The 23,003-nt window shown below is 63.2% G+C and carries 21 protein-coding genes; 7 read left to right on the forward strand and 14 right to left on the reverse strand.

Translation table 11 applies throughout. The features are described 5' to 3' along the window. The first annotated feature begins 8 nt into the window (after positions 1–8). From KSS97_RS16685 to KSS97_RS16705, 5 genes are all read left to right on the forward strand, one after another. On the forward strand, positions 9–974 hold the full coding sequence (locus KSS97_RS16685) for a carbohydrate ABC transporter permease (protein WP_217859675.1): 966 nt from the start codon (positions 9–11) through the stop codon (positions 972–974). Beyond that, positions 971–1,813, forward strand: a complete 843-nt coding sequence (locus tag KSS97_RS16690) for a carbohydrate ABC transporter permease (protein ID WP_217859676.1) — start codon at positions 971–973, stop codon at positions 1,811–1,813. The genes KSS97_RS16685 and KSS97_RS16690 overlap by 4 nt, the downstream gene beginning before the upstream one ends. A 31-nt stretch (positions 1,814–1,844) precedes the next feature. Further along, positions 1,845–2,984: an ABC transporter ATP-binding protein gene (locus tag KSS97_RS16695; RefSeq protein ID WP_217859677.1), complete on the forward strand. Its 1,140-nt coding sequence runs from the start codon at positions 1,845–1,847 to the stop codon at positions 2,982–2,984. Next, the gene (locus KSS97_RS16700) at positions 2,981–4,483 is read left to right on the forward strand and encodes a glycoside hydrolase family 32 protein (RefSeq protein ID WP_198795901.1); all 1,503 of its coding nucleotides are present in this window, start codon (positions 2,981–2,983) and stop codon (positions 4,481–4,483) included. Before KSS97_RS16695 ends, KSS97_RS16700 begins: the two co-directional genes overlap by 4 nt. Positions 4,484–4,558: 75 nt before the next feature. After that, positions 4,559–5,551, forward strand: coding sequence for a LacI family DNA-binding transcriptional regulator (locus KSS97_RS16705; protein ID WP_198795900.1), 993 nt, complete (start codon positions 4,559–4,561; stop codon positions 5,549–5,551). 70 nt (positions 5,552–5,621) lie between these two features. Here the strand turns inward: KSS97_RS16705 and KSS97_RS16710 are convergent, their stop codons facing one another. After that, the gene (locus KSS97_RS16710) at positions 5,622–6,047 is read right to left on the reverse strand and encodes a VOC family protein (RefSeq protein ID WP_217859678.1); all 426 of its coding nucleotides are present in this window, start codon (positions 6,045–6,047) and stop codon (positions 5,622–5,624) included. Between the two features lie 122 nt (positions 6,048–6,169). Here KSS97_RS16710 and KSS97_RS16715 point away from each other — a divergent pair, with 122 nt between their 5' ends. Further along, on the forward strand, positions 6,170–7,045 hold the full coding sequence (locus tag KSS97_RS16715) for a LysR family transcriptional regulator (protein WP_217859679.1): 876 nt from the start codon (positions 6,170–6,172) through the stop codon (positions 7,043–7,045). A 99-nt stretch (positions 7,046–7,144) separates the two neighbouring features. On the opposite strand, the gene KSS97_RS16720 is transcribed toward KSS97_RS16715, so the two are convergent. From KSS97_RS16720 to KSS97_RS16765, 10 genes are all read right to left on the reverse strand, one after another. After that, entirely contained in the window at positions 7,145–8,086 is a 942-nt protein-coding gene (locus tag KSS97_RS16720) for a helix-turn-helix domain-containing protein (protein WP_198795898.1), read from the reverse strand. Positions 8,087–8,273: 187 nt separating this feature from the next. Beyond that, positions 8,274–9,038 carry a 2-keto-4-pentenoate hydratase gene (locus KSS97_RS16725; protein ID WP_217859680.1) on the reverse strand — a complete coding sequence of 255 codons (765 nt, stop codon included), beginning with the start codon at positions 9,036–9,038 and terminating at the stop codon, positions 8,274–8,276. Then, the gene (locus tag KSS97_RS16730; RefSeq protein WP_217859681.1) at positions 9,035–10,642 is read right to left on the reverse strand and encodes a bifunctional 3-(3-hydroxy-phenyl)propionate/3-hydroxycinnamic acid hydroxylase; all 1,608 of its coding nucleotides are present in this window, start codon (positions 10,640–10,642) and stop codon (positions 9,035–9,037) included. The genes KSS97_RS16725 and KSS97_RS16730 overlap by 4 nt, the downstream gene beginning before the upstream one ends. Positions 10,643–10,656: 14 nt before the next feature. Then, positions 10,657–11,508, reverse strand: coding sequence for an alpha/beta fold hydrolase (locus KSS97_RS16735; protein WP_217859682.1), 852 nt, complete (start codon positions 11,506–11,508; stop codon positions 10,657–10,659). A gap of 26 nt (positions 11,509–11,534) precedes the next feature. Next, the gene (locus KSS97_RS16740) at positions 11,535–12,137 is read right to left on the reverse strand and encodes an amino acid synthesis family protein (RefSeq protein WP_198795894.1); all 603 of its coding nucleotides are present in this window, start codon (positions 12,135–12,137) and stop codon (positions 11,535–11,537) included. 14 nt (positions 12,138–12,151) lie between these two features. Next, on the reverse strand, positions 12,152–12,601 hold the full coding sequence (locus KSS97_RS16745; RefSeq protein WP_217859683.1) for a VOC family protein: 450 nt from the start codon (positions 12,599–12,601) through the stop codon (positions 12,152–12,154). Positions 12,602–12,612: 11 nt separating this feature from the next. Beyond that, positions 12,613–13,653, reverse strand: coding sequence for a VPS10 domain-containing protein (locus KSS97_RS16750; protein WP_198795893.1), 1,041 nt, complete (start codon positions 13,651–13,653; stop codon positions 12,613–12,615). Positions 13,654–13,666: 13 nt separating this feature from the next. Then, positions 13,667–14,461, reverse strand: coding sequence for an SDR family NAD(P)-dependent oxidoreductase (locus KSS97_RS16755; RefSeq protein ID WP_030141608.1), 795 nt, complete (start codon positions 14,459–14,461; stop codon positions 13,667–13,669). Positions 14,462–14,487: 26 nt separating this feature from the next. Next, a complete protein-coding gene (locus KSS97_RS16760) occupies positions 14,488–15,978 on the reverse strand; it encodes an aldehyde dehydrogenase family protein (protein WP_217859684.1) in 1,491 nt (496 codons plus the stop codon). A 10-nt stretch (positions 15,979–15,988) separates the two neighbouring features. Beyond that, positions 15,989–17,530, reverse strand: coding sequence for an acetolactate synthase large subunit (locus KSS97_RS16765; protein WP_217859685.1), 1,542 nt, complete (start codon positions 17,528–17,530; stop codon positions 15,989–15,991). 275 nt (positions 17,531–17,805) lie between these two features. On the opposite strand from KSS97_RS16765, the gene KSS97_RS16770 reads away from it, so the two are divergent. Continuing rightward, entirely contained in the window at positions 17,806–18,558 is a 753-nt protein-coding gene (locus tag KSS97_RS16770; protein ID WP_217859686.1) for an IclR family transcriptional regulator, read from the forward strand. A 197-nt stretch (positions 18,559–18,755) separates the two neighbouring features. On the opposite strand, the gene KSS97_RS16775 is transcribed toward KSS97_RS16770, so the two are convergent. The 3 genes from KSS97_RS16775 to KSS97_RS16785 form a co-directional block, all read right to left on the reverse strand. After that, positions 18,756–20,081: an alginate export family protein gene (locus tag KSS97_RS16775; RefSeq protein WP_030141612.1), complete on the reverse strand. Its 1,326-nt coding sequence runs from the start codon at positions 20,079–20,081 to the stop codon at positions 18,756–18,758. An 82-nt stretch (positions 20,082–20,163) separates the two neighbouring features. Further along, positions 20,164–21,513: an aminotransferase class III-fold pyridoxal phosphate-dependent enzyme gene (locus KSS97_RS16780; protein WP_217859687.1), complete on the reverse strand. Its 1,350-nt coding sequence runs from the start codon at positions 21,511–21,513 to the stop codon at positions 20,164–20,166. Between the two features lie 11 nt (positions 21,514–21,524). After that, positions 21,525–22,946: an aldehyde dehydrogenase family protein gene (locus KSS97_RS16785; RefSeq protein ID WP_030141614.1), complete on the reverse strand. Its 1,422-nt coding sequence runs from the start codon at positions 22,944–22,946 to the stop codon at positions 21,525–21,527. Positions 22,947–23,003 lie beyond the last annotated feature (57 nt).

Genomic DNA, 23,003 nt, shown 5'->3' on the forward strand with positions numbered 1-23,003 from the left:
AAATCACCATGTCTGTCTCCACGACTCTCGCCCACGACGATGGCGAGCAACTGCTCACCCGGGAAACACCGGTACAACGCCGCCGCGTTCGCGCCGCCTGGCTGTTCCTGACCCCGATGTTGCTGTGCCTGGCGCTGGTGGCGGCCTGGCCGTTGCTGCGCACGTTCTGGTTCAGCCTGACCGACGCCAGCCTGGCCGCCACCGGCGACGCCACCTTCATCGGCTTTAGCAACTACCTCTTCTATAGCGGTTCCGCCTGGTCAGGCCTGCTCGTCGATCCACAGTGGTGGAATGCGGTGCGCAACACGTTGCATTTCACCGTGGTGTCGGTGGGGCTGGAAATCGTCCTCGGGCTGCTGGTGGCGCTGCTGCTGAACGTCAAGTTCACCGGTCGCGCCTTGGTGCGGGCGTTGATCCTGATTCCCTGGGCGATCCCGACCATTGTCTCGGCGAAAATCTGGTCATGGATGCTCAACGACCAGTTCGGCATCATCAATCACCTCATGCTCGGCCTCGGCCTGATTGACGTGCCCCTAGCCTGGACAGCCGACGCGGACCTGTCGATGTGGGCGGTGATCATCGTCGACGTCTGGAAGACCGTGCCCTTCGTCACGCTGCTGATGCTCGCCGCCTTGCAGATGCTGCCCAGCGATTGCTACGAAGCCGCGAGGGTCGATGGCATTCACCCGGTCAAGGTGTTCTGGTGGGTCACCCTGCCGCTGCTGATGCCGGCATTGTTAGTGGCAGCGATCTTCCGCATCCTCGATTCCTTGCGGGTGTTCGACGTCATCTATGTATTGACCTCGAACTCATCGAGCACCATGAGCATGTCGGTCTATGCCCGCCAACACCTGGTGGAATTCCAGGACGTCGGCTACGGCAGCGCCGCCTCGACCTTGCTGTTCCTCGTCGTGGCGGTGATCGCCATGGCATATCTGTACCTCGGACGTCGTCAGTTGGAGGTGCGCTCATGAGCCCGCGCCTGCTGAAAAAAGCCCTGTTGCGCGCCGGCTTCTGGTGCCTGATCGGGATCCTGCTGGTGTATGCGGTCTTTCCGTTCTACTACGCCATCGTGACGTCGCTGAAGCCGTCCAGTGCCCTGTTCCAGGTGAGCTACTGGATCGATAACCCGGACTTCTCCAACTATGTCGCCGTGCTCAACCAGGCCTCGTTCCTGCGGGCCATCGGCAACTCGCTGGTGGTTTCGCTGTGCGTGGTCGCCCTGGCCTTGTTCCTCAGCCTGACCGCCGCCTATGCCTTGGGCCGGGTGAAGTTTCGCGGGCGCGGCCCGGTGTTGATGATGGTCCTCGGTGTCTCGATGTTTCCCCAAGTCGCGGTGCTGTCGGGATTGTTCGAAGTGATCCGTGCCCTGGGCCTGTACAACACGTCCTGGGCATTGATCCTGAGCTATACGATTTTCACCCTGCCCTTCACCGTCTGGGTGCTGACCACCTTCATGGGGCAACTGCCCCATGAGTTAGAAGAGGCCGCGATCATGGACGGTGCGTCACCCTGGGTCACGCTGACCCGCGTGCTGCTGCCGCTGCTCTGGCCGGCACTGGTCACCACGGGGCTCTTGGCCTTCATCGCCGCATGGAACGAGTTCCTCTTCGCCCTGACCTTCACCCTCACCGACTCGCAACGCACGGTCCCGGTCGCCATCGCGCTGATTTCCGGCGGCAGTCCCCATGAGCTGCCTTGGGGCTTGTTGATGGCGGCGTCGGTGCTGGTCACGGTGCCCTTGGTGATTCTGGTGCTGATCTTCCAGCGCCGCATCGTTTCCGGCCTCACTGCCGGTGCGTTAAAGGGTTGAGGCCCAACACAGACAACAAAGGAACAGCATCGTGATCAAGTTGAAGCTGGATAACGTGAACAAACAATTGGGCGGCGCACACATTCTTCGTGACGTCAGCCTGGAAATCTCGGCAGGCGAATTCGTCGTCTTCGTCGGCCCGTCGGGTTGCGGAAAGTCCACCCTGCTGCGGCTGATCGCCGGGCTGGACTCGATCTGTGGCGGCGACCTGCTGATCGACGGACGCCGGGTCAACGACCTGGAGCCGCGCGAGCGTGGCGTCGGCATGGTGTTCCAATCGTATGCGCTGTACCCGCACATGAGCGTCTACGACAACATCAGTTTTGGCCTCAAGCTGGCCAAGACCGAGAAGACCAGCCTGCGCGAGCGCGTGCTGAAAACCGCGCAGATCCTGCAATTGGACAAACTGCTGCAACGCAAGCCAAGGGAACTGTCGGGCGGCCAGCGTCAGCGCGTGGCGATGGGCCGGGCCATGGCGCGGGAGCCGGACATCCTGCTGTTCGACGAGCCGTTGTCCAACCTCGATGCCTCGTTGCGCGTGCAGATGCGCAACGAAATCGCCCGCCTGCATGGGCGACTGGGTTCGACCATGATCTACGTGACCCACGACCAGGTCGAAGCGATGACCCTGGCCGACAAGATTGTCGTGCTCAACGGTGGACGCATCGAGCAGGTCGGCTCGCCGCGGGAACTCTACGAGCGTCCGGCCAGCCGTTTTGTCGCCGGTTTCCTCGGCTCGCCCAAGATGAATTTCCTGCCGGCAAGCCTGCATCACCCAGGCGAAACCAGCCTGATCGACAGCCCCTTGTTGGGGATGACGCGCCTCCCCATCGACAGCACCCACCTGGCGACGAACAGCCCGCTGAGCCTGGGGATTCGTCCGGAGCACGTGTCACTCAACGTGGCCCAGGGAAACACCGGAATCGTCGTGGCCGGGGTCGAATACCTGGGCAGTGAAACCTACGTCCACCTGGAAACAGGCGGCGATGAACCGCTGATCTGTCGCTGCGAAGTCAACGCTGGATGGCGGGTGGGTGACCGGGTCGAGCTGCAACTGGATATCGACCACCTGCACGTCTTCGACGCGCACGGCACGGCGTTGAAGCGCCGCGCCATCGAAAACCTGCCCGACGGCCTCGCTCCGCGCTCGGCCCATGCGGGCGCCCTATGACCTTGTCCTTGAATACCATGAGCAATCCAACACCCGCTTCTCTCGAAATGGCCCAGCAGGCTCTGGAAGATGGTCTGCCGCGCCTGATCCACGACTATCGACCCGACTATCACCTGGCCCCGCCAACCGGTTGGATGAACGACCCGAACGGGGTGGTGTTCTTTCGTGGCGAGTACCACGTGTTCTACCAGCACCATCCCTTCGACGCCCAATGGGGCCCGATGTATTGGGGCCACGCCAAGAGCGCCGACCTGGTTCATTGGCAGCACCTGCCCATTGCCCTGGCGCCGGGCGATGACTTTGACCGCGACGGTTGTTTTTCCGGTAGCGCGGTGGTGTGTGGCGACACGCTGGCGCTGATCTACACCGGGCATACCTGGTTGGGCGACGTGGGTGACGAACGCTTCATCCGCCAAGTCCAGTGCCTGGCCACCAGTGTCGACGGCGAGCGGTTCGTCAAGCATGGCGCCGTCATCGAGCACGCGCCGCAAGCGGGAATCATGCACTTTCGCGACCCCAAGGCCTGGCACGCGGATGGCTACTGGTACCTGATCGTCGGGGCGCGCCTGGCCGATACACCACTGCTGCCGCTGTACCGCTCCACCGACCTGCGCGCCTGGGAATTCCTCGACTACGCGTCCAGGGGCACTGACGGCGATGGCTACATGTGGGAATGCCCGGACCTGTTTCGCCTGGACGGACGCGACGTATTGTTGTACTCGCCGCAAGGCATGCAACCGGCGGGTTACGAACGGCTCAACAAGTACCAGACCGGTTATCGCATTGGCCGCCTCGACAGCGACTGGCACTTCACCGGCGGGCCGTTCATCGAACTGGATAACGGTCACGATTTCTATGCTGCGCAAACATTGGAAACCGTCGATGGCCGGCGCCTGGTGTGGGCCTGGCTGGACATGTGGGAAAGCCCGATGCCGAGCCAGGCCCATCACTGGTGCGGCATGCTCGGCTTGCCGCGCGAGCTGGAACTGCAAGGCGATCGCCTTGGCACGTTCCCGGCACGGGAACTGGTCGCGCTGCGCCAGGCGCCATTGCCGAGCGTCGCGCCGTGGGGCGAATCTGGCTACTGTTCGGTGCCGCAAGTGACGGGCGACAGGCTCGAAATCCATGTGCACCTGGACCTGCTCGGCTGCACCGAAGGCCAATTGGGCGTCGCCTTGCGCTGCAGTGCCGATGGGCAGGAACAGACCTTGCTCTATTACGATGCGGCACTGCGACGCCTGGTGCTAGACCGCGGCCGCTCGGGTGCGCAAGTGAGTGGCCAGCGCAGCGTCTCGATAGCGCCCGAGGAAACGCAACTGCACCTGCGGGTGTTCCTCGATCGTTCGTCCATCGAGGTGTTTGAGGACAACGGCCGCTTCAGCCTCAGCAGCCGCATCTACCCACGGCCCGACAGCCTCGGGGTGACGCTATTGGCAAACGGGACGGGTGGGCGTGTCGCCATTCCCAAGGCGTGGCCGCTGGGGTCGGGATGGCTGTGAGTCGGGTCATTCGAGTCGCGAGAAACCAGGGGCCTGTGTCATGATTCCACGTCAACCTGACTGGCCACACTTCGCATGACTTCCGTGAAAGACGTTGCACAGCTGGCCGGCGTATCCCTGATGACGGTTTCGCGCGCGCTCAACACGCCGGAAAAACTGAGCCCCGAAACCCTTCAACGGGTACGTCGCGCCATCGATGAATTGCAGTTCGTACCGAGCCTGTCGGCGCGCCGGATGCGCGGCGACAACTTGCAGGCGCGCACCATCGGTGTGTTCGCACTGGACACCGCGACTACGCCGTTCGCCGTCGAGTTGCTGCTGTCCATCGAACAGACCGCGCAGCAGGCTGGCTGGAATGTCTTCATCCTCAACCTGCTGAGCAGCCCGCCCACCGACCAGAACATCGACTTGATGCTGTCGCACCGCCCCGACGGCTTGATCTTCAGCGCCATGGGGTTGCGCCAGGTGAGCATTCCCGAGCGACTCAAGAGCAAGCCCCTGGTGCTCGCCAATTGCCTGGCCGATGACAGCCAACTGGTCAGCTATGTGCCGGACGATGAAGCTGGACAGTATCGCGCCGTGCATCACGCGCTGAGCCAAGGCTACCGGCGTCCGCTGTGCATCAATCTGCCCAGGAAGAGCGTCGCCTGGAGCCTGCGTCAACAGGGCTTGCAACGCGCCTGCCAGGCATTCGGGCTGGCGCCTGGCGCACTGTTGCAATACGACCTTTCCGACCACGATGCCTATGGTGAAACCGCCGCCATTCTCGAACGGCATATCGTGGATGGTCGTCCGCAATTTGACATCCTGGTCTGCGGCAACGACCGCATTGCCTTTTGCGCCTATCAATGGTTGTTGGGCCGTGGCCTGAAAATTCCCGATGATGTGGCTGTGCTCGGCTATGACAACATGATCGGCATCGCCGAATTGTTCATGCCGCCACTGACCACAGTCCAACTGCCGTACTACGAGATTGGTCGCCAGGCGGCCACGCACCTGATCGAGACCCTCGACGTCTCGGGCACCCGGCCCGTGGATTGTCCACTGGTGCTCAGGGCATCGTTGTAGTCCCACAGGGATAGTGAGTGTTCATGAGCTTGGCATTCAGCCTGCTCCCACAGTCTTGAACGCCCAATCGTTATTTCGCGAATAACTGGCTCATGTCCTTGAACGCCTTGAACTCCAGCGCATTGCCGCACGGATCGAACAGGAACATCGTCGCCTGCTCGCCGACCTGGCCCTTGAAGCGCACGTAGGGTTCGATCACGAATTGCGTGCCGAAGGACTTCAACCGCTCGGCCAGCGCTTCCCATTCAGCCCACGCCAACACCACGCCAAAATGCGGCACCGGCACATCGTGGCCATCCACCGCGTTGCTGTGCACGCTTTCCTGGGACGCGGTCTTGGGATGTTCATGAATCACCAGTTGATGCCCGTAGAAGTTGAAGTCGACCCACTGCTCGCTGGAGCGGCCCTCCTCCAGTCCAAAGACTTGGCCATAAAAAGTGCGGGCTGCCGCCAGGTCATAAACCGGAATCGCAAGGTGGAAAGGTGAGAGGCTCATCGGGACTCCAGGAACGTTTTTTGTTTATCGGGTACGCAACGGCGCGTGCATTCCATCGTAGGCGAGCAGGCACAACAAAAAAATCAATATAAATTTCTTAGAAACACAACTAATGTTGATCAATGATCAAAGAACTCAAGACCCTCATCGCCGTGGCGCGCGAAGGCACCTTCGCCGCCGCCGGGCACAAGATCGGCCTCACCCAGGCGGCGGTCAGTGCGCAGATCCAGCGCCTGGAAACCGAGCTGGGCTTCGACCTGTTCGACCGCAAGGGACGCTCGGCCCACCTCAACAAGCGGGGCCAGCAGATACTCCTGCAAGCCCAGGAGCTGCTTCGCCTTTACGAGAATCTCGGTTCCACGACGCCCGGGCTTCCACCCAGCGTATTGGTGAATATCGGTGCGATCGCCTCAGTCCAGCGCGCCTACCTGCCGGACGCCCTCGCCAGGTTTCACCAGCAATGTCCCCAATGCCGCACGCGTGTCGTGCCCGGCCTCTCGGTCGAGTTGATCAACCTGGTGGACGCCGGCGAGATCGACATGGCGGTGATGATCCGTCCGCCGTTTTCGCTGCAAAGCGATCTGCGCTGGACGACGCTGGCGCTTGAGCCTTATCGGCTGATCGTTCCCCGTGGGATGCCGGGCGAGGATTGGTCGGCGCTGCTGTCCAGCCAACCCTTCATCCGCTACGACCGCTCTTCCTTCGGCGGCAGGCAAGTCGATCGCTTCCTGCGGCAGATGCATTTCACACTGCGTGAGGTGTGCGAGCTGGATGAACTGGACGCGATCATCAAGCTCGTCGAGAAAGGCGTCGGTGTCGCCCTGGCGCCGCAGACCTCAGCCCATCAACCATGGCCCAAGGGCGTGCGGGCACTCGACCTCGGGGCGCACACGTTTCATCGTGATATCGGCCTGATCCACCGGTCGCGACAGAGCCTGGCAGACCCCGTCGCGATCCTGGCCGAACTGGTCATCGAGCAGGCCGGCGGCGGGATCTAATAACCCACGGCGAAGCTGACCAACCCCTTGCCCGGCAAATCCGCCACCGCCACACGCAGATGCCGGGGCCAACGGGAGGGTTCGTAACACCGCGCCCCATCAAGCTGGTGCCCGAGGCGTATCGGACGGCGACTCACCAAACAGTGCCCGGTAATGGGCGGCGAAGTGACTCAGGTGGAAAAAACCCATCGCCACGGCGATCTCGCTGACATTCAGTGCGGCCGCACGGGTGCTGATCAACCGTCGACGCACGGCGTTGAGCCGCAGGTTGCGCAGGTACTCCACCGGACGCATACCGGTGACGGCCTGGAAGCTGTTCTGCAGGGTCCGGCGGCTCACGCGCAGTTGCTCGCACAGGTCCAGGATGCTCAACGGTACTTCGGTGCTGGCCATGACCATTTCCTGGCAGCGCTTGACCAGGTAGGCATTGACGGCAACGTTGCCGCGACGTCCACGCGCCTCGTCCGAGGCGTGGCAGAACAGATCGAGGAACGCATTGAGCAGCACGTCTTCGAGGATTTTTTCCATGACCGGATTGACCGCGTCCGCTTGTTCCAAAAGGTGACGAAACAGCGGTTGGATCTGCTGCTGGACCCTCGACAGCACCGCTTCATCCACGCTGATTTGCGAAACGCTCTTCAAGCGCTTGAGCTGCTGGTCCGGCAATTCATACGCCGCCAGCTTGGCGAAACGCACCGTGTCGACGTTGGCCGCGAAGAAGTGCGTGCCTTCCGGGGCGTGCAAGACAAAATCCTCGCCATCGCGCAACAGCACGACACTATGGGCGCCGACCTGGTGCCCCTGGACCACCGGCGCGTTGCCCAGCGACAGGGCAATGCACAAGCGCCCTTTCGGCGCGCTGCCGCGTTGCACCACGCGCTTGTCCAGCACCTCCTGGAAGATCTGGAAGCGCTCGGCGCACACCTGCCGCAATTCGCTGGACAGGCAGCCACGGCCCAGTTGGTCGTAGACCTGCTGCCAGCCCAGGATCGAACCGGCGTGCTGCTGGGGATCATGGAAAGTACGGACTTCGGCAAACATGATCGTTGTTCCTCGGTGGAGCTGTGCTTATTGTCCGATGCTGATATCCAAAGAAATCGATTAACCCGTGGCGAGGGAGCTTGCTCCCGCTGGGCTGCGAAACAGACCCCTTTCTGTGAGCGCTTCGCACTCAAGCGGGAGCGAGCTCCCTCGCCACGGGCTCATCGCGTCCTTGAGAGAATTGTTCTTATCGCTGGAAAAACAAAGCCAGTTCCATGCCAAGCATGTGCAAGCGGTATTCAGCGGTCTTGATGTCCAACGGTGCCAATAACGACCCGGAAAGCACCACCTGCCCCGCCTCAACGCATTGCCCGTCCGCCAGCAATCGCCGGACCAACCAACACAGGTTCGCCACCGGCGTGTCCTCGCGCGCCAGGACGTTTCCTTCGCCGCACGCCGCCCCGTCGCATTCCAACCGATAATTCACCTGGGACAATTGATCAGGAGTGAACCTCACCCGTAGCCCCAGGCAATAAAGCCCCGCGGCGGCATTGTCGGCGAGAAACGCCCCGACGCCGAAACGCCAGCCCTGCCACCGGCAATCGGCAATTTCGAATGCCGGCGCGATCTCGGAGATGGCGGCGAGAATATCCTCATCGCTATAGAAACCCGGCACCAGCGCGCGCCCCAGGACAAACGCCAGTTCGATTTCCAGCTTCGGCTGGATCAACCGTGCAAGCGGCACCGTACCGCCGGGCTGCAAGGCCATGGCGTCGGTCAACGCGCCCAACACTGGTTCGTCAATGCCAAAACGCTCCTGCGCCGCGCGGCCGGCAAAGGCGACTTTCCACCCCGTCAACCGGTCGCCAACGGCCTGGCGCCGGCGCAATGCCTCGCGCTGCAAGGCATAACCCGCCGACACGTCGTAAGCCTCTGGCGCCAACGACGGTAACGGGTGTGCGGTCCGCCCGGCGTCATGAAGCCGCACCAATAGATCGTCTTCGCGCCTCATGACAATTGCTCCGCCAACTTGCGCAAGACACCGTCGAGCCTCTCCGGCGTGGTGATCGCCGCGACAAACCGATCCGGCCGCACTACCACGATGCAATCACGCACCTTGGTAAACCACTCGCCCAGGCGATTGTCGACGTCTTCGATGCAGATGGCGCCGCTGGCCGACAAGGGTTGGTTGCGCCCCACACCGCTGCGCGAGCGATTGATCTGGATGAAGCGCGTACCCCAGCGCGCCCAGTAGGCGGCGGTGTCTTCACCCAGGTGCGCCGCGGGATTGACCCGATAACCGAGCACCGCGTACGAGTGTCCCAGCACTTCGTCCAGATGCCGGCGCTGTCCCTGGGCGTCTTCCACGGCCGGCTGGATGAACAGTTGCCCGACCAGATCATCCTCGTGCAGCTCGGCACGCTCGTGATAGACCAGACCCTTGGTGATGGTCGCCTTGGGTTTGAATTTGAATTCGAGCAAGTGCGAGCGAAGGTTGTCGACGCTGTTCACGGCCTGGAACAGCCAGTCCCGCACGCCGGCCATCAGCGGGTTGGTCAGCCCCAACACCGCGCCCATGTTGTCGGCCAGCGCAATGAGATCCGTGGCATGGCCGCGACGCTCCTGGTCGTAGCTGCCGAGGATCGACGGCGACGCCCGGCGCTGGAGAATCGCCGCCAGCTTCCACGCCACGTTGACCACGTCCCGCAGCCCCGAATTGAGCCCCTGCCCGGCCCACGGCGGGGAGATGTGCGCCGCGTCGCCCACCAAGGCCACGCGACCTTCGACGAAACGCGCCGCCACCCGGGAATTGTGGGTGTAGGCGCGGATCCGAATGATTTCCAATTGATCGACCGCATCGCCGATGTGGCCCCGGATCAACGTGCGGATCGTCGTCTCTTCGCACATGAGGACCTCGTCCTCGCCTTCCAGCAGCATGAACTCCCAGCGCCGCTGCTGGTACGGCAAATAGATGCAGACGAAAGGCCGCTGGGGATCGGCGTGCAAGGCCGTATAAGGCGCATCCAGGGTGTCGTTGGCGGTGTCGACCACCACCCATTTGCGCGGATGGGTCAGCCCCAGCAGCTCGATGCCGAGTTTCTTGCGCACGCTGGAACGCCCGCCGTCGGCGCCGATCACATACTGCGCCTGCAGCTGATACAGCTCACCCTGGGCATCGCGCACCTGCAAGGTCACGCCCTGCTCGTCCTGTTCCAGCTCAAGCATTTCATGGCCTTGGCGCAACTCGACACCCGAATGCCTGCCCAACTGCTCGCGCAAAGTCCCTTCAAGCAACTGCTGCATGAAGATGTTGCGCATCGGCCAGCCGTAGTGGGCCGTGCTCGGCTTGACCTCGGCAAAGCACACACCGCGTGCGTTGTAGTAACGCAGCGGCACGTTGCAGATCATGTCCCGCGCAGCCAGCTCCGCGATGCCGATGCCTTGCAGCACGCGCAGCGCTTCGTCGTCCATGCCCACCGCCCGGGGATACGGCAGGATGCCCTCGGCCAATTCGAGGACGATGCAGTCGATGCCGTACAGCCCCATGTAATGCGCCGCCGTGATCCCGTTCGGGCCGCCGCCCACGATGACGACCTGGGTTTTGTCCTGCTTCATCGCTATCCACCGCTTTATTGTTGTAATTGCAAGAGTTGGCCGCGCAGGTAATCCGCGACGACCTGGTTGAACACTTCGCTCTGGTCGTCATGAACATAATGGCTGGCGTCGGCGATTTCCGCTGTCTGCACCTGCGCATTGGCCTCCCGCATCGCCTCCAGGGTTGCCGATGGGAGAAAATCCGAACGCGTGCCACGAATGAACAGCGTCGGGCAATCCAGCGCCCGCACCGCTGGCCACAAGTCAGTCGGCGTAATGCTCAGGCGCGCCTCGGCGATGCCTTTCTGGTCGTGACGCCATACGATGCCTTCCGGCGTTTGCTTCATGGAATAGGTCAACCGCGACGCCAGGCCGTCGTCCGACAAGCCCGGTCGCGATTGCCGCCAGAATTGCGCGGCGCTGTCCCAGTCTGGAAAGACCAGCGGCGTCTGGCTCATCTCCCGGCGGATGCGCTCGGCGCCCTCGCCGCGGATCGACGAGCCGGGGCCGATGTCCTCGATCACCAACGCATGCAGCCGTCCGGGATTGAGCCGGGCGTATTCCAGGGCGTTGGTGCCGCCGAGGGAATGCCCCACCAGGACAAAACGCTCCAGCCCCAGGTGCGCGACCCAGTCTTCCAGGTCGCTCACATAGGCGTCGGTGCGATAGCTGGAAGCCTCGGCCCAATCACTCTGGCCACGGCCGCGCTGGTCCAGGGCGAGGCAGCAATAACGCTCGCCCAGCGCATCGGCCAGGGGCGCCCAGGTCTGGGCATAGGAACGCAGCCCGTGCAGCAGCAAGACCGGAACGCCGGATGGGTTGCCCCAGCGCAGGTAATGCAGGCGCATCCCCGATCGGTTGGTGAAAAACTGGCTGTTTTCGGACATTGGTCATTCCCCTCGATCAGCGCGCCTCAGTACAGGCCGTCATTGCCCTTGACGTCCGCCGCCTGCAAGCCGCCCAGGCGCGCGTGCAACCGCCCACGCGTGGCGAAGGCCCAGATGATGACCAATTCGTCCGCCGCCGGACCGTCGCCGAACGACAACGAAATGCTGTCGTAGTGGGAACGGACATACAGCGCGTCCTTGTGGGCCAGCGGCACGTCGATGGTCACGCCAGGCCCGCCACGCTTGCCGGTGGACGGCACCCAGGACTTGCCGCCGCCCAGCGCAACCCGGATCGGATCCGCCGCCGGGTTGGTCAGCAACGCATTGCCATGCTCGTATTCGCCCTGGCTACCCACCAGGCACGCTTTGCCGTAGCTGACGATCTCGCGCTGCCCAGCCATTACCCGAATGCGTCGGCCAAACTCCTGGCCCAACAACGGCGAAGGCTCGACCAGCTCCGCCAGGCTTTCGCTGAAGCGTCCGGCATACGGGTTGGCGATCACCGCACCAATGGCGTACTTGAACAGCGGCTCGCCATCGGCCAACTGGCCGGTTTCGTTGGCCAGGGTTTCCTCGACGAAGCTGTACCATTTGCGGATGTGATAGCTGGCGAAATTCGCGGTTTTCATAACAGAAGCCTCATTCAAAGTGGATCGAGATCGAAATGCCGGCTGGGGGCGCCAGCGGCCTTGAAGCGAGCCTTGCCGCGCGCGTCGTCGTGTTCGGACTCGAGGAAGAATTCCATGCGGTTGCCATCGGGGTCGTTGAAATACACCCCGTTGCCGATCTCGTGATCGGTGATCTTCACCACCTCGACGCCCTTGCTCAGCAACATGCCGTAGAGCTTGCGCAAGGTGGTCATGTCCCCGGCGATCTCCAGCCCGTAGTGCTGCAACCCCAGGCCGCCCTGGTGGGCGCCGGGTTCTGCGCGGATCAAGGCGATGTCGTGGTGCTTGGCACCGAACGCCATCATGATCCAGCTTTCACCCCGGGCGCTTTCATGCATGCCCAGCACGTCGGCGTACCAACGTGCCGACACTTCAGGGTCGCTGACGAACAGCGACAGATGAGTACGAACGACTTCGACTTTCATCGCGCGGTACCTCAGTTCTTCTTGACAATGGATTGATGCCCGGACTTGATCTGCGCCACGGCGGGCGTCCAGAGCACATCAGCGATTTCGCTGAATTCACGCCACTGCTTCTGCCAGCCGTCGCCGCCGTTCTCGGAAGTGAACAGGTGGCCGTACTTGGTGCCGGCGACAATCTGCCGAGGATTGGCCGGGTTCAAGGCAATCGCCCAGACACACGAGTTGGGCTGCTGCGGCAGCGGCAGCACTTCCCAACTGATGGCAGCGTCCCTGGACACCAGGACTTTGCTGGTGGTGCCCGGGGTGCCGTCGGAGATGCTCAGGTAGAGGGTGTCTTCGCTGCCCAACGGCGCGTTCATGGCCCGTACGTAATACAGGCCGAAGGTTTCCCGGGCGATAATGCCGGTCCAGGTCTGGCCTTCGTCGAGGCTGCGGTAGACCGCGTTGACGCACACCACCACGATGACTTTTTGCCCGTGGTTGGGCAGCACCAGGATGTTGTGCACGTCCGAATTGAAGTCCCACAGCAAGCGGTCATCGACACGGGTCCAGCTATCGCCTCCGTCGCGACTGTGGAACAACCCACCCTCTTCCAGGCCGAACCAGAGCTGGTTGCGATCCGTCGGGTCGTAGGCGAAGGCCAGCAAGCGCGGCCGGCTGACGCCGTCGCAGAACTCCGGGATCTCCACCGGGGCACGATCCCAGCTTTCGCCGCCGTCGAGGGTGCGCCACAGCACGGCGCGGGAAGGCGCGCCGGTGCCGACAAAAATGCGCTGGGCATCCTGGGGATCCACCGCGACTTTCCAGACGGTCTGCCCGTTGAATGGCGAACCCACCTGCTGCCAATGGCCGCCGGTATCGCGGCTGACGCACAGGCCGATATCGGTGCCGGCATAGATCACTTCAGGCGTATCGGGATGGACACTCAGGGACCGGGTGATCGCATCGAATTCCAGGTCCTGGCCCAGACCCAGGCGATGCCAGGTGCGGCCATCGTCGGCACTGCGGATGATCGCCTGCCCCACGGTGGCGACCAAAAGGGTTCCGTTACTCATCACGGGTTGCTCCTCAAATGAAGATGCCGCGGGTCAAGCCGCCATCGATGCCAATGGACTCCCCGGTCACGGCGCCGGCCTTGGGGGATGCGAGGAAGCCGATCAGCCAACCCATTTCGATGGGCGCCAGGGTGCGCCGGATCGGCGTCGCGTCGATGTAGCCCTGCTCCACCTGCGCGGGCGTCTTGCCCTGCTTGACGCCTTCGCGTTCATACAACTCCTGGATGTGCGGGGTGTCGACCACGCCGGGGTGGATCAGGTTGACGGTGATGCCGGCGGGGCCGAGTTGATCGGAGAGGGTCTTGGTCATGTGGGCGATGGCCAGGTTGCGCATGCCCGAGAGGACCTTGCTGCCGCGCCCGGTCAGGCCACCGATGTTGATGATCCGTCCGAAGCCACCAGCCTTCATGTGCGGGGTCACGGCCTTGGCGCAGCGGAAATAGCCGATCACTTTGGTGTTGAGGTCCGAGAGCAATTCATCATCGCCGGCATGTTCGATGTCGTTGCGCACCACACCTGACGGGGCGGCGGCGCCGTTGACCAGAATGTCGATGCGACCGAAGTGCTGGTGAGCGGCCTCGACCATGTCGGACACCGCCGTCATCTGGTTGGTGTCACAGAACAGCGGCAATACCTCGTTGCCGGTTTGCGCAGTGATTTCCTCGGCGGCCTGCTGGAGGTATTCCATGCGCCGCGCGCAGATCACCACCTTGCAGCCTTCCTGGGACAGGAAGCGCGCGACTTCCTTGCCGATGCCCATGCCACCGCCGGTGACGATCGCGACGCGGCCCTTCAATTCCAGATCCATAGCAGTTCCTCTTGTGATTATTCGGTTCAGGCCAGATCGACGAAGACACTTTTGGTTTCGGTGTAGGCATCGATCACGTTCTTGCTCATTTCCCGCCCCCAGCCGGATTGCTTGTAGCCACCGAATGGCGAAGCCGGGTCGACGACGTTCCAGCAGTTGATCCACACCGAGCCGGCCTTCAACTGCGCGGCCACGCGGTGGGCGGAACGCAAGTCACGGGTCCACAGGCCGGCGGCCAGGCCGTAAGGCGAATCGTTGGCGCGCAGCACCAGTTCGTCGATGTCGGTCCAGCTCATGACGGTCAGCACCGGGCCGAAGATTTCTTCCCGGGCGACACAGGCGCGCTCGGCGCGGTCGAGAAATACGCTGGGGCGGATAAAGTGGCCGCGTTCAAGGTGGGCCGGTCGGTCGCCGCCGCAAATCAGCTCCGCGCCTTCCTCCTGGCCCCGCTGCAAGTAGCCGCGCACCGTGCCCAGTTGCCGGGCCGAGACCAGCGGGCCCATGCTGCTGGCTTGATCCAGGCCGGGCCCGAGCACATGGGCGGCCGCATGGCGCTGGAGTTCTTCAAGTACTTGGTCGAGAACGCTGGCATGCACATACAGGCGTGATCCGGCGGTGCAGACCTGGCCCTGGTTGTAGAAGATGCCATCGGCGGCACCCTTGGCGGCGCGGACGATGTCGGCGTCCGGCAGGATGATGTTGGGGGACTTGCCGCCCAACTCCAGCGAGACCTTCTTCATGTTGCCAGTGGCCGCCTGGGCGATCAGCCGGCCCACCTGGGTCGAACCGGTGAAGGCGATCTTGTCCACGTCCGGATGCTGGGCCAGCGGTGCGCCGGTCTGGGCGCCGAGGCCGGTGAGCAGGTTGACTACCCCGGCCGGGAAACCCGCAGCCTCGATCAATTGCACCAGGCGAATCGCGACCAGCGGCGTCTGTTCGGCGGGTTTGAGCACCGCGACACAACCGGTCGCCAGCGCCGGGCCGAGCTTCCACACGCACATGGTCAGCGGGAAATTCCACGGCACGATCAGCGCGCAGACGCCCACCGGCTCGCGCAAGGTGTAGTTGAGCATCGGTGCGCCGCTGGCGGGCGATACGGGCAACGTGCTGCCTTCGATCTTGGTCGGCCAGCCGGCGAAGTAGCGAATGATGTTGGCGGCGCTGGCCGCTTCGCCCCGGGCTGTCGCGATCGGCTTGCCGTTTTCCAGGGTGATCAGTTGCGCCAGTTCTTCGCGATGCTGGTCGAGCAGTTCCGCCAGGCGAAACAACAGCACCCCACGCTGGGCCGGCGAATGCTGCGCCCAGGCACCGGTGAAGGCCACACGGGCGGCGGCGACAGCGGCATCCACGTCACGCTCTCCGCCAGCGGCCACCTCGGTCAGGGTGTCTTCAGTGGCCGGGTTTTCCACGGCAAACCGGCGACCATCGGCCGCGTCCTGCCACGTGCCGCCGATAAACAGGCGCCCGGGTTGCGACAGGAACTGCTCGACCGCAGGTAACAGTTGAATCTGATTCATATCCCCTCCATCACAGCGCCATTTCAATCAGGCAAGGACCACCGTCGGCCTTGGCGTTGGCCAAGGCGCGCTGCAACTCGCCGTTGGTGTGCACGGTGCTGGCCGGCAAGCCGTAGCCTCTCGCCAGGGCTTTCCAATCAATGCGTGGGCGATCCAGCACCGTCAGGCTCAGGGCTTCGGGGCCCAACTCGGTCATGCCGAAGCGGCGCAGTTCGTTCTGCAAGATGGCGTAGCGGTGGTTGGCCGCGATCAGGATCACCACCGGCAATTGCTCCCGGGCGATGCTCCACAAAGTCTGGATGGTGTATTGCGCACTGCCGTCCGATTGCAGGCAGAACACCTTATTGCCACGCTCGGCCATCGCGGCGCCAAAGCCCACCGGGATGCCCTGGCCGATGGCCCCGCCGGTGTTGGTCAAGACCCGATGGCGCGCGGCTTGGGCCGAGGCGGTGAAGAACGGGTAGCCGCACGTCCCGCCTTCCACCGAAACGATGCTGTCGTCCGGCAACGAGGCGGCCAGTACCTGCCCTACCGACTGCGGCGTCAGTTCAGCCTCGGCGGCAGGCAATTCAATGCCCATCGACGTGGGCACATGGGCCGGCGCCTCAAGCGCATCGGCCAACGCGGTGAGCGCCCCGGCCACGTCGTCTCCCACCTCGGCCAAACACAGCAGGCGATCACGCTCGGCCAGCCGGGAGGCAATGCCTTCGTAGCCGAAATAGCTGATGGGTTCGGGGACGCCGGCGCACACCACCGCGTCGTATTGGTCGAGGATCTCGATGGCCACTTCGGGGAAGTACGGCAGGCGATCCAGGTCCGGCAGGCCGCCACCGCGATAACTCATGCGCGGGAAGGTCTCGGCGAACATCCGCACGCCCGCCAACTGGGCCAGGCGCCCCGCCGCTTCCAGGCCTGCGACGGACAAGCCTTGGTCGCCGACGATAAATACCAGGCGCCGGCCATCACGCAGGGCCTGGGCGACCGCCTCGATCCGGTCACCGGCAAAGCGCCGGATCGGCGCCTGCAACGCTGTGAACGCGCTTTCGTGTTGCACGGCATTGGCTTGCAGGTCCATGGGCAGGATCAGGCTGGCGATCTGGCCCTTGGCTTGCCAGGCCGCACGCACCGCCTCTTGCAAATCCTCCCCGACGGCAGAGGCCGTGCGCGAAGTACGTACCCAGCCGGAAACACTGCCCGCCAGCGCCTGGATATCACTGGCCAGCGGCGGATCGTAGTTGACGTGCCAGGACGCGTGATCGCCGATGACATTGACAATCGGGGTGTTGGCGCGACGGGCGTTGTGCAGGTTGGCAATGCCATTGGCGAAGCCTGGCCCCAGGTGCGTCAGGGTCATCGCCGGCTTGCCGGCAATGCGCCCGTAGCCGTCGGCGGCGCCGGTGCAGACCCCCTCGAACAACGACAACACCGGCTTGAGAGCTGGCGCGCTGGCCATGGCCGCCACCAGGGGAATTTCGGTCGTCCCGGGATTGGCGAAGCAGTATTCGATACCGCTCGCCACCGCCGCCTTCACTATCAGTTGCGCACCATTCATTTCCAGCCCTCTTCATCGAGCGTTTGCAATGGCTGAGATTTATCACATAGAGAAATCGACAAAACAAGCTATTTTTTACTATTAAACTCGTATTTTGAGATTTTTGTGGATTTATGATGTGTTTATCCCAAGCGATTAACTTGCATTTCTCAGATCTTCAGTTACCGTGACAGCGCGCTACAGACCGACCCTGCGGGCTTTTCATCATCGATGGGTCTACCTATAGTGCTCACCCAAACGGCCACCCACGCGCCACTCCACCCTTTAGGAGCGAAATGAGCAGCCTGAGCAAGATGCTGAGCGTCCTGGACCTCTTCGGCCCGGATCGACTGAAGATCGACCCCGACACCATTGCCGAGCGCATGGGCCTGTCCCGGGCGACCGTGTACCGCTACGTGAAGGACTTGTGTGACGCTGGCCTGCTGGTGCGAGTGGATGCCGGCAGCTACGGCCTGGGGCCGCGGATCATCGAGCTCGACTGGATGATGCGGCAGTACGATCCGATCCTCGTCGCCGGCCGCGAGCTGATGCACGAGCTGTCCGAACGAACCGGCCTGGCGGTGTTCGCCAGCGTTTTCTATGACGGCCACATCATCAACACCTACATCGCCGAGCCCGACGACACCTACCAGTTCTCGTTCGGCCGCGGCCATCCGTTGCCGTTCTTTCGCGGCGCGCAGTCCAAGGTGTTGATCGCATTCCAGAAAGGTCGCCGCTTGCAGCGCCTGTTCGAAGAACACCTGGCCAACGAGCCCGACAATCCCTATGACTGGCCGGGTTTTTCCAAGGCGACGAAAAAAATCCGCAAGGACGGCTATTGCCTGACCCACGACGAACTCAACCAAGGGCTGACCGGTATCGCGGCACCGATCATCAACCCCGGACTCGACGAAGTGGTGGGCAGCCTTTCCGCCGTGGGCAGCACTGACAGCTTCAAATTGCTGCGTCAGGAGACCGTGATTGAAATGGTCGTCGAGACCACACGGCGGATTGCCGAGCGGATGCAGCATCCGCCTACCATGAGCTAGAAAGCAGGGACGCAGCTCACTCAAGAGAAACAATGCCCCTGTGGCGAGGGGATTTATCCCCGTTGGGCTGCGCAGCAGCCCCATACAGGCAACTCAATCTACCTGACACACCGAGTTGTTTGGCTTTTAGGGCCGCTTCGCAGCCCAGCGGGGATAAATCCCCTCGCCACAGGAGTTTTGCCGTCCAGCCCTCTGCCTCAAAACGGCACGGCCACCGTTACCTGGCTGTACACGTTGGTGCCATTGCCCGCCACTTGATTACCCCCTGTCGTTGCATCCCGGTCCGGCTTGTAGAGGCCGATCAGCGGCGTGACGATCAAGTGCTGGTTCACGGCCCACTCGGCATAGAAATCCAGCTCACGGGCATCCAGGTTCAAGGCGTTGTCCTTGCGCACGGTGTTGTAGTCGAAGTACAACGCACCGAGGGTCAGGTTCTCCAATGGCGTGGCCTTCAAGCCGACATGGTGAATGCCGGTGTTGCTGTTGAAGGGCCCGGCATAGTTGCCCGCGACCTCGCCCTGGAACCAGGTGCCGTAACCGGTGCTCTGGCCGGTGAACAGCGAGTCCCACTTTTGCGAATAACGGGTATAGCGATAGGTCAGTTTCGGCGCCCAGGCTATATCCGCGAAGGTGTAGCCAGCCTCGGCGTACCAGGCGTTCTGCGGGCCGGCGTCCTTGTCCTGCCAGGCGTATTCGAAGGCCAGGCTGGCGTTCTCGATACCGGCGTCGCCTTCACCGCGAATGCTATAGACGTCCATGCCCTTGCGTTGCCGCTGGAAATCGCTGGCCCAGCGGTCGTTCACATCAAGGCCATGGATCCAGGTCAACCCCAGTGTCCCGGCCTTGGCGGTGTAATCCAGCGTGCCGGCAGCGAGTTCGGTTTCGGCCTGGGCGCGGTTGTCCGATTTAAGCCACACCACGCTGCCATGTAGGCCATCCTGCCCACCCAGGCGCAACACGGCGGTTTGATCGAACGCGTGCCGTGCAGCGAGGTAATAGGCGCCGCCACGATTCAAGCGCCCGTCGGCCGGGCCTTTGCCAAGGTTCGGCCCATCATCGTTGATCAAGAACCCCCTGCCCAACTTGACGATTTGGCGTCCGCCGGAAATATCGACACCATCCTGCCCCAGCAGCGGGAACAGATCGGCGGAGCGCCAGCCCAGGTAGGCGTCCTCGATTTTTGTCGTGCGCTCGCTGCCCAGCGTGTTGCCGGCCGCGTCGCCATCGCCCCAGGTGGCGGAGCTGACCAGGCTGAAGGCGCCATAGGCGGTGCCCTGGCCGGCGAGGCCCTGGTCGCCGCTCACACCATATTTGATGAAGCCTTCGCGCCAGGTCGAACCGCCCGACCTGCCGTCATAATTCCTGCGGCTGTTGAAGTGGCCGAACACCGCCAGCAGGTCGGCGTTGAGGTGAGTGTCGTCATCGGCATACAGCTCGTAAGCCTGGACCTGATTGGCGGCATAGAACGCCAACGTGCAGGCCAGGCCACTGCCGAAAAATCCCATACGCGATAGAGACCGCATGGCTTGAACTCCTTGAGGTGCGCCTTGACAGGCTGTTTTTATATTGGGAAGCCGGCACCGCAAACGGCGCCGGCTGGCCGGGCTAGCGGCAGTTGGCGAGCGCGTCGTCCAGCGCGCCGACCATCACGCCGGCCTCGTCGGATGTGAGGGTCAACGGTGGCGACAGGACGATCTTGTTGCCGATCGGGCGCACCAAGACGCCGGCCCGGCGCGCACGCTCGGCAATCCGCGACGCCAGGCCGTTGGCGGGATCCAGCGGTTCGCGGGTGACCTTGTTCGCCACCAGATCGAGGGCAATCATCAGGCCCTTGCCACGCGCTTCGCCGACCAGCGCATGGCGTTCGGCCAACGGCTGCAGTTGCTCCAGCAACTGGGCGCCAACCTTGCCGGCGTTGCCTGGCAAATCCTCGGCCTCGACGATGTCCAGCACCGCCAGCGCTGCGGCGCACGCCGTCGGGTGTCCGCTGTAGGTGTAGCCATGCATGATCACACTGGTGAAACCCGGGCCGTTCTCGATGGCATCGACCATGCGCTGGTTGAACACCGTGGCGCCCATGGGGATGTAACCGGCGGTGATGCCCTTGGCCAGGCACAACACGTCCGGCGCGACGCCCCAGCCGCGACTGCCGAGCATGCAACCGGTGCGGCCGAAGCCGGTGACGACTTCATCGGCGATCAGCAGGATGCCGTGGCGATCGCAGACTTCGCGCAATTTTTTCCAATAATCGGCGGGGGGTACGATCACGCCGCCGGCGCCCTGCACCGGCTCGGCGATCAGCGCCGCGATGGTCTGGGCGCCGAGCAAGGCGATCTGGTCTTCCAACTGGCGAATGCAGTGGGCGGTCAATTCCTGCGGGTCACGGCAGTCCCAGGGATTGCGGTACAGCCACGGCGTATCGAGCAGATGGCAACCGGCCAACAGCGGCCCATGGTTGTAGTGATAGACGCCGTTGCCGCCCACGGAGGTGCCGCCCATGTGCACGCCATGGTAGCCATTGCGCAACGACAGGAAGCGCGTGCGCCCTGGCTCACCACTGGCGATCCAGTATTGCCGAGCCATTTTCAGGGCCGTCTCGACCGCGTCCGAACCGCCGGAACTGAACAACACCCGCGCCATGTCTTCCTGGGCGAACATCGACGTGAGTCGTTCGGCCAGATCGAACACCCGAGGGTGGGCGATACCGTCGAAAGTCTGGTAATACGCCAACTCGTCCATTTGCGCGGCAATGGCCGCCTTCACTGAAGCGCGGTTGTGCCCCACGTTCACGTTCCACAAGCCGCCGACTCCATCGAGCATGCGGTGGCCGTCGATATCGGTGATGTAGTTACCGTCGCCACGGGCGATGACCAATGTCTTGGAGCGGTTGGCCGGCGCCGATGAGCTCATCGGGTGCCAGAATTTCTTTTGTGCCGTCTTGTAGTGCTCGTACATGGTTGCAGTCCTCACTGTGTTTCACGCTTGCGTACGTACAGCAGTTGCTGGCCGGTGAATTCCAGCAACCCTTCAAGGCCGAACTCGACGCCGAACCCGGACATCTTGCTGCCACCAAATGGCGTGTTCGGTTGGATCTGCGCATGGCAGTTGACCCAGGCCACGCCGCTTTCAAGGCGACTGGCCAAGGCCTGGGCCTGGTCCACATCGCTGCCCCAGACCGAACCGCCCAGGCCCATGTCGCCAGCGTTGGCGCGGCGCAGGACATCCTCGACGTCCTGGTAGGCAATCAGCGGCAACACCGGGCCGAACTGTTCTTCGTCCACCAGGCGCTGGCCGTCGCTGACATCGGCGACGAGGGTCGGCGGATAAAAGAAACCCGCTCGGTCCAGGCGCGCGCCGCCACACAGCACACGCGCGCCCTGGTTCCGGGCATCCGCCACCAGTGCTTCCACCAGCGCCAGTTGTTCAGCGTTTTGTACCGGACCGAAGGTGACCTCCGGCTCCAGGCCGTCGCCAACGACCTGGCGCGCGGCGATGAGTGTCAGTGCGTCGGCGAACGCCTCGTATTGGGATTGGTGCACGTACAGGCGCTTGAGGGCGGCGCAGGTCTGCCCCATGTTGAGAAAGGCCGCCTGGAAAATCTCTTCGGCCACCGCCTCGACCGACGTGCCGGGCAGGACGATGGCAGCATCGTTGCCGCCCAGCTCCAGCGTCAGGCGTTTGAGATTCGCCGCAGCACCGCGCATCACGCTCTGGCCGGTGGCTGTCGAACCGGTGAAGACAATTTTCTGGATACCGGCGTGGGCCGTGATCGCGCTGCCAAAGCCCTGTTCGCCGGTCACGACATTGATCACGCCCCGGGGCACATGACAGGCGATGATTTCCACCAGGCGCAGAGTGCTCAGGGGCGTCAGGCTCGACGGCTTGCTGATCACGCAATTGCCGGCTCGCAGCGCCGGCATGATGTGCCAGACGGCAATCATGAACGGCCAGTTCCAGGGCGTGATCGAGGCGACGACGCCCAAGGGCTTGCGGTGCAGCTCGATGCGCTGGGTCGGGGTTTCTTCCACCAGCTCCACCGGGATCTGTTGTTCGGCGGCATAACGCGTCCAGGCCGCCGCGCCCATGACTTCAGAAAACGCCAGCGCCAGCGGCTTGCCTTGTTCGAGGACGATGAGCCGGGCCAGCGCGTCGGCGTCCTGCTCGATGTCCGTCGCAATATCCAGCAGACGTTGGCGGCGATCTTCATGGGTGCTGTGCCGCCACTCGACAAAGGCCGATTGCGCCGCCTCGACCGCGCGGTCCAGTTGGCCCAGGGAACCGGCCGGGCATCGGGCGAACGCAGCGCCCGTCGCCGGGTTGACCACATCGAAATGGCCGTTTTCGCCGTCGACCCGCACCCCGTTGATGAGCATTTGATAATCGTGCATGGAATCTTCCTTTCACGCGCCGCCGAACCGTCCCGAACGACAGCGCAGTTGTTTTTT

This window comes from Pseudomonas alvandae (assembly GCF_019141525.1).
GTDB classification, from domain to species: Bacteria; Pseudomonadota; Gammaproteobacteria; order Pseudomonadales; family Pseudomonadaceae; genus Aquipseudomonas; species Aquipseudomonas alvandae.

Excerpts from the sequence above, each read along its gene's own strand:
- KSS97_RS16685 (WP_217859675.1), top strand. The coding sequence starts at position 9 with ATGTCTGTCTCCACGACTCTCGCCCACGACGATGGCGAGCAACTGCTC.
- KSS97_RS16690 (WP_217859676.1), top strand. The coding sequence starts at position 971 with ATGAGCCCGCGCCTGCTGAAAAAAGCCCTGTTGCGCGCCGGCTTCTGG.
- KSS97_RS16700 (WP_198795901.1), top strand. The coding sequence starts at position 2,981 with ATGACCTTGTCCTTGAATACCATGAGCAATCCAACACCCGCTTCTCTC.
- KSS97_RS16705 (WP_198795900.1), top strand. The coding sequence starts at position 4,559 with ATGACTTCCGTGAAAGACGTTGCACAGCTGGCCGGCGTATCCCTGATG.
- KSS97_RS16710 (WP_217859678.1), bottom strand. The coding sequence starts at position 6,047 with ATGAGCCTCTCACCTTTCCACCTTGCGATTCCGGTTTATGACCTGGCG.
- KSS97_RS16715 (WP_217859679.1), top strand. The coding sequence starts at position 6,170 with ATGATCAAAGAACTCAAGACCCTCATCGCCGTGGCGCGCGAAGGCACC.
- KSS97_RS16720 (WP_198795898.1), bottom strand. The coding sequence starts at position 8,086 with ATGTTTGCCGAAGTCCGTACTTTCCATGATCCCCAGCAGCACGCCGGT.
- KSS97_RS16725 (WP_217859680.1), bottom strand. The coding sequence starts at position 9,038 with ATGAGGCGCGAAGACGATCTATTGGTGCGGCTTCATGACGCCGGGCGG.
- KSS97_RS16730 (WP_217859681.1), bottom strand. The coding sequence starts at position 10,642 with ATGAAGCAGGACAAAACCCAGGTCGTCATCGTGGGCGGCGGCCCGAAC.
- KSS97_RS16735 (WP_217859682.1), bottom strand. The coding sequence starts at position 11,508 with ATGTCCGAAAACAGCCAGTTTTTCACCAACCGATCGGGGATGCGCCTG.
- KSS97_RS16740 (WP_198795894.1), bottom strand. The coding sequence starts at position 12,137 with ATGAAAACCGCGAATTTCGCCAGCTATCACATCCGCAAATGGTACAGC.
- KSS97_RS16745 (WP_217859683.1), bottom strand. The coding sequence starts at position 12,601 with ATGAAAGTCGAAGTCGTTCGTACTCATCTGTCGCTGTTCGTCAGCGAC.
- KSS97_RS16750 (WP_198795893.1), bottom strand. The coding sequence starts at position 13,653 with ATGAGTAACGGAACCCTTTTGGTCGCCACCGTGGGGCAGGCGATCATC.
- KSS97_RS16755 (WP_030141608.1), bottom strand. The coding sequence starts at position 14,461 with ATGGATCTGGAATTGAAGGGCCGCGTCGCGATCGTCACCGGCGGTGGC.
- KSS97_RS16760 (WP_217859684.1), bottom strand. The coding sequence starts at position 15,978 with ATGAATCAGATTCAACTGTTACCTGCGGTCGAGCAGTTCCTGTCGCAA.
- KSS97_RS16765 (WP_217859685.1), bottom strand. The coding sequence starts at position 17,530 with ATGAATGGTGCGCAACTGATAGTGAAGGCGGCGGTGGCGAGCGGTATC.
- KSS97_RS16770 (WP_217859686.1), top strand. The coding sequence starts at position 17,806 with ATGAGCAGCCTGAGCAAGATGCTGAGCGTCCTGGACCTCTTCGGCCCG.
- KSS97_RS16775 (WP_030141612.1), bottom strand. The coding sequence starts at position 20,081 with ATGCGGTCTCTATCGCGTATGGGATTTTTCGGCAGTGGCCTGGCCTGC.
- KSS97_RS16780 (WP_217859687.1), bottom strand. The coding sequence starts at position 21,513 with ATGTACGAGCACTACAAGACGGCACAAAAGAAATTCTGGCACCCGATG.
- KSS97_RS16785 (WP_030141614.1), bottom strand. The coding sequence starts at position 22,946 with ATGCACGATTATCAAATGCTCATCAACGGGGTGCGGGTCGACGGCGAA.